The 16,133-nt window shown below is 42.6% G+C and carries 17 protein-coding genes; 9 read left to right on the top strand and 8 right to left on the bottom strand.

The features are described 5' to 3' along the window. Positions 1–27: 27 nt before the first annotated feature. Both AAFN85_RS00585 and AAFN85_RS00580 read right to left on the bottom strand, forming a co-directional pair. Positions 28–1,533 (bottom strand): cryptochrome/photolyase family protein, encoded by a 1,506-nt coding sequence (locus AAFN85_RS00585; protein WP_347524888.1) that lies wholly within the window; start codon positions 1,531–1,533, stop codon positions 28–30. An 83-nt stretch (positions 1,534–1,616) separates the two neighbouring features. Continuing rightward, positions 1,617–1,874, bottom strand: coding sequence for a hypothetical protein (locus tag AAFN85_RS00580; protein ID WP_347524887.1), 258 nt, complete (start codon positions 1,872–1,874; stop codon positions 1,617–1,619). Positions 1,875–2,007: 133 nt separating this feature from the next. On the opposite strand from AAFN85_RS00580, the gene AAFN85_RS00575 reads away from it, so the two are divergent. From AAFN85_RS00575 to AAFN85_RS00560, 4 genes are all read left to right on the top strand, one after another. After that, entirely contained in the window at positions 2,008–2,499 is a 492-nt protein-coding gene (locus AAFN85_RS00575; RefSeq protein WP_347524885.1) for a hypothetical protein, read from the top strand. Positions 2,500–2,540: 41 nt separating this feature from the next. Next, positions 2,541–3,155, top strand: a complete 615-nt coding sequence (locus tag AAFN85_RS00570) for a hypothetical protein (protein WP_347524883.1) — start codon at positions 2,541–2,543, stop codon at positions 3,153–3,155. Positions 3,156–3,229: 74 nt separating this feature from the next. Continuing rightward, entirely contained in the window at positions 3,230–5,458 is a 2,229-nt protein-coding gene (locus AAFN85_RS00565; RefSeq protein ID WP_347524881.1) for a S41 family peptidase, read from the top strand. Between the two features lie 140 nt (positions 5,459–5,598). Further along, positions 5,599–7,101 carry a TonB-dependent receptor gene (locus AAFN85_RS00560; RefSeq protein ID WP_347524879.1) on the top strand — a complete coding sequence of 501 codons (1,503 nt, stop codon included), beginning with the start codon at positions 5,599–5,601 and terminating at the stop codon, positions 7,099–7,101. A gap of 71 nt (positions 7,102–7,172) precedes the next feature. On the opposite strand, the gene AAFN85_RS00555 is transcribed toward AAFN85_RS00560, so the two are convergent. Beyond that, on the bottom strand, positions 7,173–7,640 hold the full coding sequence (locus tag AAFN85_RS00555; protein ID WP_347524877.1) for a hypothetical protein: 468 nt from the start codon (positions 7,638–7,640) through the stop codon (positions 7,173–7,175). A 4-nt stretch (positions 7,641–7,644) separates the two neighbouring features. Then, entirely contained in the window at positions 7,645–8,607 is a 963-nt protein-coding gene (locus tag AAFN85_RS00550; RefSeq protein WP_347524875.1) for a heme-binding domain-containing protein, read from the bottom strand. 215 nt (positions 8,608–8,822) lie between these two features. Between AAFN85_RS00550 and AAFN85_RS00545 the strand changes: the two genes are divergently transcribed. From AAFN85_RS00545 to AAFN85_RS00530, 4 genes are all read left to right on the top strand, one after another. Continuing rightward, positions 8,823–9,893, top strand: coding sequence for a serine hydrolase domain-containing protein (locus tag AAFN85_RS00545; RefSeq protein WP_347524873.1), 1,071 nt, complete (start codon positions 8,823–8,825; stop codon positions 9,891–9,893). Positions 9,894–9,905: 12 nt separating this feature from the next. Beyond that, entirely contained in the window at positions 9,906–10,466 is a 561-nt protein-coding gene (locus AAFN85_RS00540; RefSeq protein ID WP_347524871.1) for an AraC family transcriptional regulator, read from the top strand. A gap of 257 nt (positions 10,467–10,723) precedes the next feature. Continuing rightward, the gene (locus AAFN85_RS00535; RefSeq protein ID WP_347524869.1) at positions 10,724–11,461 is read left to right on the top strand and encodes a MauE/DoxX family redox-associated membrane protein; all 738 of its coding nucleotides are present in this window, start codon (positions 10,724–10,726) and stop codon (positions 11,459–11,461) included. 39 nt (positions 11,462–11,500) lie between these two features. Then, on the top strand, positions 11,501–11,773 hold the full coding sequence (locus AAFN85_RS00530) for a hypothetical protein (protein WP_347524867.1): 273 nt from the start codon (positions 11,501–11,503) through the stop codon (positions 11,771–11,773). 281 nt (positions 11,774–12,054) lie between these two features. On the opposite strand, the gene AAFN85_RS00525 is transcribed toward AAFN85_RS00530, so the two are convergent. Both AAFN85_RS00525 and AAFN85_RS00520 read right to left on the bottom strand, forming a co-directional pair. Further along, positions 12,055–12,285, bottom strand: coding sequence for a hypothetical protein (locus tag AAFN85_RS00525; RefSeq protein ID WP_347524865.1), 231 nt, complete (start codon positions 12,283–12,285; stop codon positions 12,055–12,057). Positions 12,286–12,404: 119 nt separating this feature from the next. Beyond that, positions 12,405–12,773 carry a response regulator gene (locus AAFN85_RS00520; RefSeq protein ID WP_347524863.1) on the bottom strand — a complete coding sequence of 123 codons (369 nt, stop codon included), beginning with the start codon at positions 12,771–12,773 and terminating at the stop codon, positions 12,405–12,407. 209 nt (positions 12,774–12,982) lie between these two features. Between AAFN85_RS00520 and AAFN85_RS00515 the strand changes: the two genes are divergently transcribed. After that, on the top strand, positions 12,983–13,996 hold the full coding sequence (locus AAFN85_RS00515) for a LacI family DNA-binding transcriptional regulator (protein WP_347524861.1): 1,014 nt from the start codon (positions 12,983–12,985) through the stop codon (positions 13,994–13,996). Between the two features lie 100 nt (positions 13,997–14,096). Here AAFN85_RS00515 and AAFN85_RS00510 read toward each other — a convergent pair whose 3' ends face one another. After that, the gene (locus tag AAFN85_RS00510) at positions 14,097–14,726 is read right to left on the bottom strand and encodes an NAD(P)H-dependent oxidoreductase (protein WP_347524860.1); all 630 of its coding nucleotides are present in this window, start codon (positions 14,724–14,726) and stop codon (positions 14,097–14,099) included. Positions 14,727–15,087: 361 nt separating this feature from the next. After that, positions 15,088–15,894 carry a hypothetical protein gene (locus tag AAFN85_RS00505; protein ID WP_347524858.1) on the bottom strand — a complete coding sequence of 269 codons (807 nt, stop codon included), beginning with the start codon at positions 15,892–15,894 and terminating at the stop codon, positions 15,088–15,090. Between the last annotated feature and the right edge of the window lie 239 nt (positions 15,895–16,133).

Raw genomic sequence — 16,133 nt, 5'->3', positions numbered from 1 at the left:
ATTTGTGCTGAACAGATTTTAACACAGTCAATATTTATCAAGCTGATCAAGAAATTTTTCGGCATTCTGTAAATGCTCCTTCTGTTTCTCCGCAGGCATTTTATCAAATGTTTTCACAAGCATACCCAAACGCGGGTTTTGCTGAAAAAAATGGCGATGAACATGCATAAAACGCCAGAACAAACCGTCCCAGATATCCTGCCATGGGCCTTTTTTCCAATCGCCCATTTTTAGCAGGTAATTGCTGCCGCTAATGTAGGGCTTGGTAGTCATGAGGCCACCATCGGCAAATTGGGTCATGCCGTAGGTGTTGGGCACCATTACCCAATCGTAGCTATCCACATACATTTCCATAAACCAGCGGTACACATCATCGGGGTCAAACTCGCACAGTAAAAAGAAATTACCCATTACCATCAGGCGTTCAATATGATGGGTGTACCCGGTAGCCAGTGCTTTTTTGATCACCACATCAACCGGGTGTATGCCGGTACTACCTGTCCAAAACGAGCGAGGAATTTTCCGCTTAAAGCCCCAATAATTTTTGGTGCGTTGCTTTACTCCCTCGCGCTCATAAACAATATGGATAAACTCGCGCCAACCCATAATCTGCCGTATAAAACCTTCTAACGAGTTTAGCGGGATCTCCGCATCGGCAGCTATATCCAATGCCCTGTCAATTACCTGTTGCGGATTTAATAAACCGATATTAAGCATGGGGGTTAATACCGAATGATACAGGAAACTCTCATTGGCAACCATCGCATCTTCGTAAATGCCGAAGTTTTGAAGCCGCTGCTTCAAAAAATTATTCAGCCATTGTTCGGCTTCATGGTAGGTGGTTGGATAAAAACCGCCAAGGTTACCAAAAGGCGATGTCGTGGTACCGTAGTTGTTTGCGAAGCTTTTATCTACGTAATGCCGGGCTTCTTGTACGTATTTGTTTTCGGCAGGAACATCCAACAATGGCACAACGCCGTTTTTAGGAAACCTCAGTCGGTTTTCGCTATCATATGTCCATTTGCCGCCAATGGGTTTGCCATCCGGTTCCAGCAGAATGTTTCGTTGCTTGCGCTGGGCGGTGTAAAAATCTGTTTGGAAATAGGTTTTCTTTTTATCGAAGAAGCCAGCTACATCATCGGCGCTGTTTAAAAAATTGGGGCTGTGGTGTTTGCTAAGTGCGATATCGTGTTTGGCACAACTACTGTTGAGCCGGGCCTCGAGCCAGTTGTCGGCTGTATCAACATAATAGATTTGTTTGATGCCCTGTTTGGCAAGTGCGGATACAAGTTTTCGCACATCAGCAAGTGCATCATGGGCTTCAATATAATTTACATTGATATTTTTTGCTGATAACTCATCGGCATAAAATTTCATCGATGCCCGGTGTAGCACCAGTTTCTTTTTATTGAAGTTATAGTGGTTGAAAAATAAGGTTTCTTCAACCAGGTAAACCGGCCGGGATGGTTTTACCTGCGGATGATCCTTAAATAACTGATGTGGAAATATGAGCGTTACTCCGTTTTGATCCATGTATTAAACAATGCTTCACGATAAAATATGTTTTACTGTGAAGCATGAATAAGCTCAAGTTAAAACCTGGGATGTGAGTTGCTTTAAACCGCGGCCGGTTTTCGCTCTTCGCCGCCATAAATTTTAATGGCTTTGCTTAGCAGGTCTTCGGCAATATGATACTGCTCGGGGCAGTGGTCTTTATCCATTATTTTAAAGTCGCCCTCTTCATTTTTTTGCATGTGGAAGCGGAGGGTAACGCCCTCGTGCTGTACATACACCTGGAACAGCCTTACCTCGCGCACGTGCATGGTCACAAAATCAAACTCCGCGCCTTCTGCTTCAACCTTAAAATTTTTCATAGTGCAAATGTAAGTAACACGAATGCTTTTATTGTTAAGATAGATTAGATCGAATTACACGAATTTTAAACACCCAACACCGATGTTTGCGCATATTTGATTATTTTAGCCCAACCTTAATCACAAATTATTTATGCGGATCAAGCTCGTTATTATTTTATCTGTAGTTGTATTATTTGCCTCTTGTAAAAAAGATCCAGAAAGCGCCCGGATTATTGTGAACATAAAATCTGGCTCAGGCAGGAAAGTAAATGTATATATCTCCAAACTATCTGATCAAACTAAAATTTATCTCAGAAAAGATACACTTTCAGCCATAAGCGACGCCAACGGGCAACTTAGTTTTAAAGTTATCCCCAATAAAACCTACTATCTATATCACTATATAAGTGATGAACAAATTATTGCCCCTTCAGTTGCATCATTTATAAAAGCGGGCGTATTTAGCTCGGCTGAGGAAATCAATAATTGGCCAAGACAAACTCCTCCGGCAACTGTCGGCGGCATCCGATACCAGGATATCAATGGCGATGGTGCTATTGACCGGTACGACGAGGTACTAACCGTTACAGCTCCTGCCGCAGGCAAAACATTAAACATAGATTTCCCACTAATTGACCGTTAATTTGCCTAAGCAGTTAAACAAAGTCCTATATTCATTTTATTATGGATATAACCACCCTCTTTGTCATAACCATTTTTGTTTTCATCATAGCTTTCGCAGCTTTCAGGTTGTTTGATGTAAAAAAGAAAAAACAGAAACTGGAGCTGGAGCGCTCGGCCAGGATATTGGCGCTTTATAAAAAAGCAGAAAGTACGAAGGGCTTAACAGCCGATGATATACTGCCCTACGCGCAAAATGTGCTTACCCGCTACGATACTTTTTTGTACTTAAGGGAAGTTGATCAGCTCCATCTGTTTCCGGAAGAGTATAACACCCTCGTAAAAGGGGCCGAAAGTTCACTCGCAGTTTGGCTCGAGTTCCCTACAGAACTGGATGCCTGCCCCGATGAAATAGAATATATAAAACGTGTTACGATTGATTTTGACGGCCGCAATAATTTTATTCATTACGAGGTTTTTCAATACCGCGTTTATGCGCCACACTGGGCCAAAGGCAATAATTGGATATTAGGCATTGTGGGGCCATTTTTTGACGATAGTAAACCTTATGATTTCCCCGGGGCTACTTTTAGCAGGATAAGCAGTACGGTAGATAAAACCTCACCCGAAGAGGAAGTAATTTGGGTTCATCAAAATATTGCGATGCGGAGGCAATAGAAAAATTATTTGTTTTGTTAAATATTATTGGGTTTACTTATCCGTTTTAAACAGCAACCAACATGCCCAAACCTATGCCTCAATTACGCGTAATGCTCAGCAAATCTGTCATTCTTTTAATGGTCGGCTTTTTGGCTTTAAACACATCACAAGCCCAGGTAAAATTTCGGGGCGATATGGAAACCATCGACCCAGCCCGCCGGTTTCCTGCCGGATGGACATACCTTGCTGATGTTGCAGAGATATATAATTTCAAATTAGATAGCGGCATTAAACAAGAAGGTAAGTATTCCATATCCATCAGCAACAAGGGCAAGGATGTTGATATAGGAGCCTCAGGTTTTAATATCCCAGCAACATTTAAAGGAAAAGAAATTGAATTGCGCGGTTACCTGAAAACGGAAGATGTAGATGGCTGGGCAGGTTTCTGGCTACAGGTTGCCGGCACCGAAGCCGGCGACGATATGAGGAATCAAAAAATAAACGGCACCACCAACTTTACCGAATACAGCATTAAACTGCCTTATAACGATAAGATTGCCACCAAAATTACAGGCGGTGCACGCCTTATAGGTAAAGGAAAAATCTGGGTTGATAATGTGCGCCTTTATATCGACGGAAAACTGATAAATGAGGCTGCACCAAAGCAAATAGTATTGGCCAAAGCCGAGCAGGATACCGCTTTTAACAAAGGCTCGGGCATAAGTGATATTAAATTAACGCCGCGCAAACTGCTTAACTTAACTATGCTTGCACAGGTATGGGGTTTTATAAAGTATCACCATAGCGCGGTTTCGGTGGGTAATGTAAATATGGATGCCGAACTATTCCGGGTAATGCCGGGCGTGTTAAAAGCAAATGATAATGCCGCATTAAGTAAAGTGCTTGAACAATGGCTTGACAGGATTGGCACATTTAACCCCTGCACTACCTGTAAACCATACAGAGGCAACAACGAAAGTATATTGCCCGATTACGGAAACCTGTTTGATCGCTCTATACTAAGCCCTTCGCTTACTGCAAAACTTAGGAATGTGCTCAATTATCATGATGTTGAAAATTTTTACATCTCGTTCCCCAACGGGCCGGTTTTTGAACACGAACAGGGTTACGCGTTCATGAAATATCCGGATACGGGATTCAGGCTGCTTTGCCTTTTTAGGTATTGGAACATGATTCAATATTTTTACCCTTACCGCCACTTAACCGGCAATTGGAACAAAGTGCTGCCTCAATTCATCCCGCAGTTTATAAACGATGCCAACGCGCAGCAATATGTTTTAACCACGCTTGCCCTCATCTGCCAAATCCACGATACCCATGCCGATCTCTGGACCACGCCCGAACTTGAAGCTTATCGCGGTAAATACCTTACGCCCTTCATGACTAAATTTATACAAGGCAAATTGGTAATTACCGGTTATATCGCCGATAGTGCTATCATAAGTAAAAGCTTTAAAACTGGCGATGTTATTAAATCCATTAACGGCCAGCCTGTTGCCGCGCTCATCAAAAAATATTTACCCATAACTTCCGCTTCCAATTATCAAACCCAGCTGCGCGATATGCCTTTAAAATATTTGCTGCGCAGCAACAACCCCAACTTTAAAATAGGCATACAAAAACCCGGCATAGAGAAACAGGTTTCTGTACGCGGCATTATATCCAGCCACGCGAATTTTGAAAAATTAGCGGATAGCAATTACCAAAAGCCCGCCTATAAACTTATTAATAACAATATTGGCTATTTATACCCCGGCAGGTATCACAACCGGGATCTGCCTGTTATTAAACAAGTATTTAACGATACCAAAGGGATTATTATAGATATGCGTTGCTATCCATCAGAAACCGTTCCTTACTGGTTTATACCTGTTAGCAAAGCAAGTGTACGCCCTTTTGTTAAATTCAGAACGATGGGAATTTTGTCGCCCGGCTTAATGGAGGTTAGCGCCCCGCTCTTTATCCCTGTTGAAGATAACTACAAGGGCAAAGTTGTTGTTATTGTAAACGAAGCTACCCAAAGCGCGGCCGAATACACCACTATGGAGTTTCAAAGTTCACCGGATCTAAAGGTGATTGGCAGTATCACCGCGGGGGCCGATGGCGGCGTTGCTTCGATCCTGCTTCCCGGAGGCCTTCACACCGGCATATCCGGTTTAGGGGTGTTATATCCCGAAGGTACCGAAAGCCAGCAAAAAGGCGTGAAAATAGATGAACACATCGAACCAACCATCAAAGGCACCCGGGCGGGGCGTGACGAACTTTTGGAAAGGGCGATAACCATTATTAACGGCAAATAAAATCGTTTTATGTCATCGATACATTTAAAATCAATGCTTTATTATTTTGTGATATTCTCTTAACACCTGTTTGCAATAAAAAGCGTAATTTTAGGTCTTCTTACCACGGGTTGACTAACCGCAAAATTAATTTAATGGGTATGAATGCCATTCACAATAAAGATATTGGGACCAAGCAAAAAGCACTGGCCATTAATCTTAACCCCGAAATTTATGGCTCATTTGCTGAAATTGGAGCCGGACAAGACGTAGCAGCGAACTTTTTTAAAGCAGGGGCATCATCGGGCACCATTGCCAAAACCATGTCGGCCTATGATATGCTTTTTTCGGATGCCATTTACGGTGTACAGCAAGCGCGCAGGTATGTAAGCGAACCACGCCTAATGGCTATGCTGAGCCACGAATACGGCCTCATTATAGAACGTCTTGGCGCGCAGCGCGGGGATACGTCTACTTTTTTTGCTTTCGCAGATACCATATCGGCACTTAACTATAATAAAACCAACGAAGGCCACGGCTGGATGGGCGTACGCTTTCAGCAGGAACCTAACGGGCAGTATAATGATGTGATCATCCACGTTAAGTTGTTGGATAATGACAACAATCTGCAGCAGCAGGCGGCAGGCATTTTGGGTGTAAACTTGATGTACGCCTGTTTTTACTATAACGAGATCCCGCCTGTTTTCCTGCTTTCGCTGATGGACAACCTCTCGCGCGACAGGATCCAGATTGATATGATCCGCTTTGAAGGGCCAAGCTTTACCAAAGTTGACAACCGCTTAATGAGCCTTCACCTGGTAAAATATGGCTTTTCGGATGCAGCGTTGTTCGGGCCCGATGGCAAAAACCAGCAACCATCCGAAGCATTGTATAAAAAACATTTGGTGATGGTGCGCGGTCGTTTCCGTCCGGTTATCAATGTACATATGGATATGCTGAACACTGGCGTAAAGCAGTTTTTGCAGGAGCCAGATGTGGATAAAGACAATGTAGTGGTAGTTACCGAGCTTACCTTGCAATCCCTAAAAGAGCGCAATGCCGATAGCAATGCCGATATCGACGAAAAAGACTTCCTTGATCGTGTAGATATCCTTTGCTCGCTGGGTCAAACGGTAATGATCTCCAATTTCCATGAGTATTATAAGCTGGTGGCCTATCTATCTAAGATCACCAAACTAAAAATGGGCGTGGTTTTAGGCTTCCCTAACCTCGAGTACATATTTTCGGAAGAACATTACAAAGAACTTCCCGGTGGCATTCTCGAATCGTTCGCTACGCTGTTTAGCCGCAAGGTGAAGCTTTTCATTTATCCAACCCTGCGCGATGGCGTGATCTGGAACTGTTTACGTTTTTATCTGCCTGCTCACCTTATCGACTTGTACCGATACCTGATAGCCAACAATAAAATTGAAGATATCAGGCACTACAACGAAAATAACCTGAATGTTGATACCGACAACGTGCTTCAACTCATTAAACAAGGCGCAGGCGGCTGGGAACAATTTGTACCACCCGAAGTAGCAACCATTATTAAAGAACGCTGTCTGTTTGGCTACGCCTGCGAATCGCCGGAAGTTTTGGCCCAACAAAAGCTGGCTGCGGAGAAAGAAGCAGATCCGAGGACGGAGATAGATATCGCTTAAAGTATCAACCATAAAAAAACGGCGTGATGAACTATCTTCATCACGCCGTTTTCTATTTTAAACCTTTTTTATTAGGGCATCACCGATGGTTTTTGCCCTAATATATATGCTATCCTTTCCCCCTGTCCCAAAGTGTCTTTAGGCGAGGCCAGCTCCTTTCCTTCCAAACGGCTATAATCCAATGTCCCGGTGGTACTGGTTTTTAATACCTCAACAGATTGCACCGTTGAAGGGATCTTAGCACCAAACCAGTGATCATCTTCTTGTTGTTTCCAGGTAACCAGCGTAAATACTTCATCAGCGCTTGTGGTTTTATTTGCGTCGATGGCTGATTTCAGTGCAGCATCGTTGCCATAAAGCGTACTTGCTGTACCTTTGGTTTTGTTAACAAAGGATGTGATCACTTTAAGCCCATCCAGGTTATATTTTGGCGATGCCGGGAGCGCGGCATCGGTATTAAATAATTTAACAGGTTTGTTGTTTGAGCAGGCGGCCAGCAATAAAGCGCATCCACCTAAAAATATATGTAATGCTTTCATGGGTTTAGTGTTTAATGGGTTGGGTAAATACAAAATCTTCGTTGGCTAATGGTTTATGGCAGCTTACGCATTCTTTAGCAAAAAGCACGTTTGCACCTCCATAGGGAACCATTTTAGGTGTTCTGAACCGGGCCCAACCCCAACCCGCGGTCGATGCGTATTTTTTATCGTCTTTGATCATGTATTCCACCTGTTTAAATTCGCCGGTGCGGGTAGTACCATCTTTATCCTGCAATTGCGCCCAGGCTACTTTTGCAAAAATGGCGCCGTTTGGCCATGGGTGGATATTGTTTTCTTTGATGGCTTTAACCGCAACATCATTGCCGAAAATTACCCTTAAGGTGTTGTTATCCTCGCGGTCGGTTGTGCTGATGGGTTGCCAGTTTTTGTAATCGGGAATGTAGGCGATGCCGTTAGCTGCAACGGGCAGTTTTGCAAACTCGGTCGATTTACCTTGCCAGTGCTGATATTGCCTGTCGGCCGTGTTAATGGCAGCGGTATCGGCAGGTTTGCTATGGATCATGCTTGCCAGGTAGTTTTTCAATACACTGATATCAGTAGGCGATAATTTAGCTTCGGTATGTACCGCGGTATAACTTGGCAAAGGCATAGCACCCGCCAGCACCTGGTTTATCGATTCCCATAGTTTAGCTTTCTGGTCGCCGGGAGCAAGTTTGTTCCATTCCGAAAAATTTAGCCCCGCGCGGCCATCTTTAATATGATCGGCCACACCCCAGTAAACCGGCGCTATTTTATCATACCACCGCAAATTGGTTTGGTTGGAATGGCAATCATAGCAAGCCCTTTGTATAATGGCCTTCACATCGGCCGGGGCATTGAAATCGCCCGTTACTGGTGGGTTGGGAACATCGGGGCGCACAAACTGGATGCTTATAAAGCCCACAAGCAATATTAAAATGATGATAAACGCTTTTCGCTGGTATAACGGTTTTCTGTTGGTTTTCATGGCCCTTTCGGTTTTGTGATACAAAGAAAAGTACAATACATAACAACGACTACTCCAATTAGTTGAGCAGGGAAAAACAATCGGTAAAGAGGGAAAAAAGGAAGTTGAGTTTACAAAACCGAATAGTTTTTCGCTGTTTTTTGATTTGCTGTAGACGACTTGTTCTCGGCTACAAATATTAAATTAGCTTAGCTCCACAAGGGCAGTTATTCGCTATGAAAACAAAAGCTTTTATTATTCTTTCACTCATCATAAGCTACGCCGTTAAAGTGCACGCACAATCCAACTTCAACAAAGTTGACACCTGGCTAAAAGATAATGCTCCCGAAATGGGCGGCCGGGTTGTGCTGATTGTTTATAAAGGTGGCAAGCTGTTTTACAACCATACCGAAAACAACATGAGCATCAAACAAAAATTTGTTACCCGTATGATAGCCCATAAACAAGGTAAAAAAGCCGATCTGGATGATTTTAACAGCACATCAAAAATAGCTATAGCCAGTTGCAGCAAATGGCTTAGCGCAGCATTGGTAATGACTTTTGTTGATGAAGGCAAATTGAAACTTACTGATACGGTTGGCAAATACATTCCCGTATTATCGCAGCATGGTAAGGGGATGATCACCATTGGTCAATGCCTATCGCACCAAACCGGGATCAAAACACCTCCATTAAAAGAAAGCCTGGAAGATGTGCGGCAGGATAACTCAATGGATGATGCCATGGCCGATATTGCTGCCCTGCCCATGGAGGGCACGCCCGGCAAAGTATTTCACTACAGCAATGCCGGGCTGCAAATTGCCGGAGCCATCCTCGAAAAAATAAGCGGCAAAAGTTTCGAAACTCTGTTTGCGGAGCGCATTGCCCAGCCGCTTGGCATGAAGAATACCGATTTTGGCCAGGCCAAAGTAGCCTTACCGGCAGGCGGCGCTTACAGTTCGCCCGAAGATTATATAAACTTTTTAACCATGATCATGAACCGGGGCGTATTTAACGACAAACGTATTTTAAGCGAAAACAGCATAACCCAAATGCAGGTAAACCGTATCACACCCGATGTTAAAATAGCCTACTCCCCTGCCGAGGCTGGCGGATTGGGTTATGGCTACGGCGAGTGGGTGTTTGATGCGCATACGGTAAGCAGTCCGGGGTTGTTTGGGAGTTTTCCGTGGATAGATAAGGATAAGCATTACGCGGCCTTTATGCTTTGCTATTATATAAAAAGCGACGGCCGCCAGCAGCGTTACAAGGAACTGAAGCAATTGGTGGATGAAGCAGTGAAATAGTATTTTTGCCCCATGAAGCTGTACATCAAAAACATGGTTTGCCGTCGCTGTAAAATAATGGTGAAAAGCGAACTTGAAAAGGCTGGCTTACATCCACTCAGCATTGAGCTGGGCGAAGTAGAGCTGGAGCAAGTCCCGGCCGATGGTCAGCTTAAACAGCTAAGCTCATCATTAAACGAGCTGGGCTTCGAACTGATTGATGATCAAAAAAGCCGCCTCATTGAGCAGATCAAAACTTTAATTATTGAACAGGTGCATTATGCCGATGGGCAATCACCATTAAAACTTTCGGCGGTACTTACTTCAAAACTTAATTACGATTATGGATATCTCAGCAACCTGTTCTCTGCTGTTGAGGGTACTACAATCGAAAAATATCATATAGCACAAAGGGTTGAAAAGGTGAAGGAGCTATTGGTTTATAATGAACTGAGCCTTTCGGAAATTGCTTTTCAACTGGGATATAGCAGCGTTGCTTATTTGTCCAGCCAGTTTAAGCAGGTTACGGGGTTAACGCCATCGGCATTTAAAGCTTTGCAGGGAAGTAAGCGGAAGAATTTGGAGGATATATAAATATTGACACTAATTAATTTCTACACTAATTTTCTCGAATTAAAAACGAATTACACGAATGCTGCTTCAAAATTAATTCGTGTAATTCGATTAAATTCTGATCAACACGCTGAGCATTCGTGTCAATTCGATTAAATTCTAATCAACCTGCCAAGCATTCGTGCCAACATGTAAATCTTATAAATCATACCCATAATCCTGTAACATCTACCTCCCCATCCCGCGGTAATTTTGTATCAACAAACAATAAAATTACCATGACACATACTTATAACATCAGCGGGATGACCTGTACCGGTTGTCTCGCCAAAGTTCAGGGGCTTTTACAACAGGTTGCCAACGTTGAGAAAGTTGATATTTCACAGGCCGAAGGAACAGCTGATATCACCATGAAAAAACATGTGGCCACCGCCGATCTGCAACAGGCCCTGGCCGCCTATCCTAAATACCAGCTTAGCGAAGCTGAAAACCATCACCACCAGATGAGCGCAGCCCTCACTACCGATGAAGAAAACCGTACCTGGATACAAACCTATAAACCTATCCTGCTCATTTTTGGTTATCTTTTGGCAGCCTCACTAATAGCGGGTTACCATAGCGGCTTCAGCATCATGACCATGATGCGTGTTTTTATGAGCGGTTTTTTTCTGGTTTTCTCCTTTTTTAAACTGCTGGATATCCGGGGCTTTGCCGATAGTTACAGTATGTATGATATTGTTGCCAAACGTTGGAAAGAATGGGGTTTTGTGTATGTTTTTGTTGAGTTGGGTTTAGGGATAGCCTTCGCGCTTGACCTTGCTCCGGTTATTATTAATGCCATAATGGTGGGGGTAATGAGCATCAGCCTGGTTGGTGTATTACAAAGCGTGTTTAACAAAAGGCAGATCCGTTGCGCGTGCTTGGGGGCTGTGTTTAATTTGCCAATGAGTACGGTTACTATTATTGAGGATGGGTTGATGATTGTAATGGGGATTGTGATGTTAGGATTGATGTAAAACCGGCAAGCAGGAAAATCTTAAATCATATATTTGATTATGAAAATTTTCCTGCCTGTTACGCTTATTGCTTTCATCACTATAACGCTCATCACCATGCAAAACCACGCCGCTTCGGATGGCATGAGCAACTATGGATTTCCTAAAACATTTTACAGCTTTACATCAGGCAAAACAATTTATAGCTATGGTGTAACCTATCACTTTTTAATAATTAATTTTTTGATAGATATTGTTTTCGCCATGATTTTTGGCTTAATAGCAGTTGCTTTCATCAACAGAAAAAAGAAATTAAAACGTGTTTCGTCGTAACAGCATGAAAAATATCCAGGATTACAGCGTGTTCCGGCTTGAAGATTATTTCAATATTACAAACCGGGGGTTCTATATCATAGGTGAAATAGTTACAGGCGAGATACATATCGGAGATTCGGCGCTTATTATAAGCGGCCTATATCCGTTACAAATATAGAGTCCGTTAGAAAAAAATCCTTTTCAGCCTTTCGTAGCATTTCAACTCGCCAGCGAGTCCGAAGTGATTAGAACAGAACTTACTAAGCTAAAAGGTAAAGAACTTTTGATTGAAAAAGCTATCACATCCTAAATCGCAGCGCCACCGATCTCCCCAATGCCTGGGCAAATTCGGGCTCGATTATAGGGCCTTCACCGGCTTGGATCCAAACGCGACGGGCATCTTTTTGCAGGATGATCTTCTCGCCATTTAATAAAATTTCAAGTTCGCTGGTGGCAGGGGTAATTGGCGAGGTATTGAGTTGATACACATAATCGGTATCGTTAAAGGTTATTCTTAGTGGCAGTCCCATCTTTATCTTCTCTGGCAGTAAACATACGCAACCCTTGTTTCAAAAGCAACCTATAACGGCCGATCTATCTACGAGCAGACATAAAAAACTAATCTACAGGCAATTAAATTAAAAATACTTTATGCTGCAAGTTGATACTCTATAGTTCTGATCAGGCTGTTCATGCCGAAAGGTTTATATAAAATACCATTGGGCGCGCACTTTTCGTCGGGATAAAGGGCCACTACATCTTCATTTTCCGAGCAGATAATTACCGGCAAGTTGCGGGTGGCTACGTTAAGTTTCAGCAGTCGGCAAACCTCATGGCTATCCAAAGCAGGTTGCCAAGTATCAAGGATCACGAGATCTGGGCGGGATGATTTAATATGGTCGAATACCTTTTCGGGGTATATGGATGATACAACTTCGTATCCGTAATTGTAAAGGATGTAGGTCATAACCTCTATCATCAGCTCGTTGTCTTCCAGTATCAATATTTTCTTGGTCATGATTATGTCCTCCTTTCTAAACGTGCGTATTGCAAAGTGCATGCCATTGATTAACTTACAGTTAAGCACAGGGAGGAGACACTGACCGGGATGTCCTGTTTTGCCGAATTTTTGTAATGATATTTTAACAATTATCCATAAAATGTATAATCACAATTGAACTGTTTTACTACATTTGGTTCCAGTAAACAGTTTTAGCGGCCCGGAAAATGGATAGTATCAATATTAAAAAACTCGCGAAGGAGCTCAACATATCCACATCAACGGTATCGAGAGCTTTTAACGGAAATACTGATATTAATAAGGATACCAAAGAGCGGATCCTGGCCTACGCCAAACAGCATAATTACTTGCCCAACCACTACGCCAGCAACCTGCGCGATAAAAAAACCAAAACGCTTGCTGTTATCGTTCCCGAAATTGCTAACGACTTTTTTTCGCAGGCCATTAATGGCATTGAAGAGGTTGCCCGCAAAAAAGGTTTCTATATTTTGCTTTACCGTACCGATGATGTTTTTGAAAAAGAAGTATCGTTTGTAAACTACCTGAACAATGGCAAGGCCGATGGTATTATCATGTCGGTATCTGGCGAGGCCAGCGATCACAATTATCTACGCCAGTTGGAACAGAAACATATTCCGGTAGTATTTTTCGATAGGGTTTATGAAGATATCGATGCGGCCAAAGTAACCACTAATGATTATGATGCCAGCTTTTCGGCTACGGAACATCTCATTAAAACAGGCTGCAAAAAAATAGCTTACCTGGTGGTAAACAAAAGCATTTCGATAGGTAAAGTGCGGATGCAAGGTTACCTGAACGCGCTTGCCAAACACAAGGTGCCTTTTGACGATGCGTTGGTGATTGATTGCAGCAACGACGAAAAGGTAAACTACAAGATCCTGAAAAAAGTACTGCAGGAAGTTAAGCCCGATGGTATTTTCAGCTCGGTAGAGCGTTTGGCCTTTGCTACTTACTACGTTTGTAACGATCTGGGCATTTCCATCCCGAACGATTTAAAGGTGATCAGCTTCTCGAGCCTGCGGGTGGCCCCACTGTTGGCCCCTGCCCTCTCAACCATAACCCAACCAGCTTATGAAATGGGCGTTAAAGCTGCTACGCTATTGTTTGAAGCCCTGGAAAATAACGGCAATGGTGTGGCAAAAAAAGAGCACGTATTAAAATCGAAGCTTTATCTCAGGAAATCTTCGATTGGAGAATAGTTTTTTGGTGAGTAGAGAATGGTTGATTGGGTGAATAGTTGCGTTGATTCATTAACTAAACCACTCACCTAATCAACTCAATCAACCATTCACCTAAAAATTAAGCTTCAATAAACAATTCGCTTAACGGGCGGCGTACCTTGATCATTTTGCTGTAAGCATCGTCTTCGGCACGGAAACCTACGGCTGCAATTACCGAAGTGGTTAAACCTTGTTCTTTCAAACCAAGGATTTCATCAAATTTTTCAGCATCAAAACCTTCCATTGGGGCGGCATCAACACCAATTTCAGCAGCTTCTGATAATAGAACACCTAAAGCAATGTAAGCCTGTTTGTGCGACCAAGCTACTTTTTGCTCGTTGGTACGGCTGGCCAATGTGCCTAATACCATTTGCTCGTAACCGGCAAGGGTTTCGCGGGCAATGCCACGGGTTGAAGCAACCAGATCGATAAATCTTTTACCGAAATCCTCATCAAGGTTGGTTAATGAAGCGAATACAAATAAAGCCGATGAATCAGTGATCTGTGCCTGATCATAACCTACCGCGCGTAGTTTTTGTTTAGTTTCAGCATCCTGAACTACAATTACTTTGTATGATTGCAGGCCTAATGATGATGGTGCCAACTGGATAGCTGTTTTCAATGAATCCAATTGTGCTGCATTTATTTTTTTGCTGGGATCGAATTTTTTTACTGCCGATCTCCATTGTAATTTTTCTACTAATGACATGATTGTTATCTTTGTTGTTTTGTTGAAACAAATTTAGATGTTTAAACATTTAATTTCGTCATGGAATTGTAGAGAGATAAAACCAAAATATGCTGCGTTCTTAGCGCATAGAGGTAGTTCTGAGATTATCGTATCAACATGGAACCCGGCTTTTCCTTCTGTTTAACACGAAAGTGCTCCCGTTAAATTTAAAAACACAAATTAATTTTTCGCCATGCCTGATAGGTGCATTACTCATTGAACCTTCCTGTTGAATGGCTTCGCCGTTTTCATCTACTTCCTTGCCCGGATTGCAACTGCATCCCCCCTCATCCAAATCGCTGGGGGTATGATCAATACGGAGGGTTTTGGTTTTTACATCCTAGCTTATTCCCTTATCATCGTCATCTTCTCTAAACCTGCTCTGTATTGAAAAGGAAAAATCGAGTATAGTTTCTCCTCTGTCAAAATAACCTAATTCAGCATATTCAATTCTACATGTAGAACAGCCTATAACACCGCCCATAAACAAATACTTTGTGCCTTTTGCGGTATGGATAGCTGTTATTCTCGAGAACCCATCAATGTTAAACGCGGGCTTGCTTATGCTGTCATGCTCGGCAATTAACTGCTCGGGATAATAATTATAAATTTTTCCATCGTCGGCACGATAGTGTATCCATGATAAATTACTTTGATAAGTGCCACCCGTATTTTCGGGTAATGTGATATTAAAAACTTTTTTATTGTCTGATACTACAATTTCAATATGCAGGATATCGCCAAGTTGATAGTTTTTGATGGCTGGATGATTTAATACGCCCTTGAACAAATCATAAATAACAAATTGACAGGTGGAAGCTAAACTCGATCCCGATATATGCTCCTCATTTTGCGCAACCAGGCTGTCTCTGTCGGCCGTTGATAATTTGAACTTTGCTAACTCGGCCTTAGTATAATCATAATTTACAGCGATTGAATCATAAAGGTCTAAACGCAGGTTCAACTCATCAACTAATTTTTTGAGGTCTGGCTCAACGATCGTTACTTTTTTAACAGAATCTTGAATAACCACAGCTTTGGGTTTAACCGTTTTGGAAACAGGTTTTGATTTATGCCGCTGCGAACACCCAGCTATTATAGCCGCCAAGCCCAATAAAACGAAAAGAAACCTTGTTTTTATTTTCATGAAAAGTTTAAGTTTTGAGCTAAGGTATAACCTTATATTTTAAAACAAAAAGACCTTTCTAAGATATTAGGTATCGTTGCTGTCACAAGTTCGGCGTTGCAGAATGCGTGATGCTCATATGTACACATTTTCAACTCTGGGGGTTAAGTTTCCAACTTAACCAATTATTACCACGGGTTACGCTACGCTAAACCCGCGGCAGTTAAGAGAAATACAAAAGGGGCTTTCGCCCCTTTAAT

This window comes from Mucilaginibacter sp. CAU 1740, from assembly GCF_039839285.1.
Taxonomy (GTDB): Bacteria; Bacteroidota; Bacteroidia; order Sphingobacteriales; family Sphingobacteriaceae; genus Mucilaginibacter.
Note: the sequence above shows the minus strand (reverse complement) of the source record. Positions and strands in the feature narration are given on the sequence as shown.

Bases quoted from the DNA above. Each gene is read 5' to 3' on its own strand.
- AAFN85_RS00515 (WP_347524861.1), top strand. From the start codon at position 12,983: ATGGATAGTATCAATATTAAAAAACTCGCGAAGGAGCTCAACATATCC.
- AAFN85_RS00540 (WP_347524871.1), top strand. From the start codon at position 9,906: ATGAAGCTGTACATCAAAAACATGGTTTGCCGTCGCTGTAAAATAATG.
- AAFN85_RS00520 (WP_347524863.1), bottom strand. From the start codon at position 12,773: ATGACCAAGAAAATATTGATACTGGAAGACAACGAGCTGATGATAGAG.
- AAFN85_RS00530 (WP_347524867.1), top strand. From the start codon at position 11,501: ATGAAAATTTTCCTGCCTGTTACGCTTATTGCTTTCATCACTATAACG.
- AAFN85_RS00585 (WP_347524888.1), bottom strand. From the start codon at position 1,533: ATGGATCAAAACGGAGTAACGCTCATATTTCCACATCAGTTATTTAAG.
- AAFN85_RS00565 (WP_347524881.1), top strand. From the start codon at position 3,230: ATGCCTCAATTACGCGTAATGCTCAGCAAATCTGTCATTCTTTTAATG.
- AAFN85_RS00560 (WP_347524879.1), top strand. From the start codon at position 5,599: ATGAATGCCATTCACAATAAAGATATTGGGACCAAGCAAAAAGCACTG.
- AAFN85_RS00575 (WP_347524885.1), top strand. From the start codon at position 2,008: ATGCGGATCAAGCTCGTTATTATTTTATCTGTAGTTGTATTATTTGCC.
- AAFN85_RS00550 (WP_347524875.1), bottom strand. From the start codon at position 8,607: ATGAAAACCAACAGAAAACCGTTATACCAGCGAAAAGCGTTTATCATC.
- AAFN85_RS00510 (WP_347524860.1), bottom strand. From the start codon at position 14,726: ATGTCATTAGTAGAAAAATTACAATGGAGATCGGCAGTAAAAAAATTC.
- AAFN85_RS00545 (WP_347524873.1), top strand. From the start codon at position 8,823: ATGAAAACAAAAGCTTTTATTATTCTTTCACTCATCATAAGCTACGCC.
- AAFN85_RS00570 (WP_347524883.1), top strand. From the start codon at position 2,541: ATGGATATAACCACCCTCTTTGTCATAACCATTTTTGTTTTCATCATA.
- AAFN85_RS00535 (WP_347524869.1), top strand. From the start codon at position 10,724: ATGACACATACTTATAACATCAGCGGGATGACCTGTACCGGTTGTCTC.
- AAFN85_RS00505 (WP_347524858.1), bottom strand. From the start codon at position 15,894: ATGAAAATAAAAACAAGGTTTCTTTTCGTTTTATTGGGCTTGGCGGCT.
- AAFN85_RS00580 (WP_347524887.1), bottom strand. From the start codon at position 1,874: ATGAAAAATTTTAAGGTTGAAGCAGAAGGCGCGGAGTTTGATTTTGTG.
- AAFN85_RS00525 (WP_347524865.1), bottom strand. From the start codon at position 12,285: ATGGGACTGCCACTAAGAATAACCTTTAACGATACCGATTATGTGTAT.
- AAFN85_RS00555 (WP_347524877.1), bottom strand. From the start codon at position 7,640: ATGAAAGCATTACATATATTTTTAGGTGGATGCGCTTTATTGCTGGCC.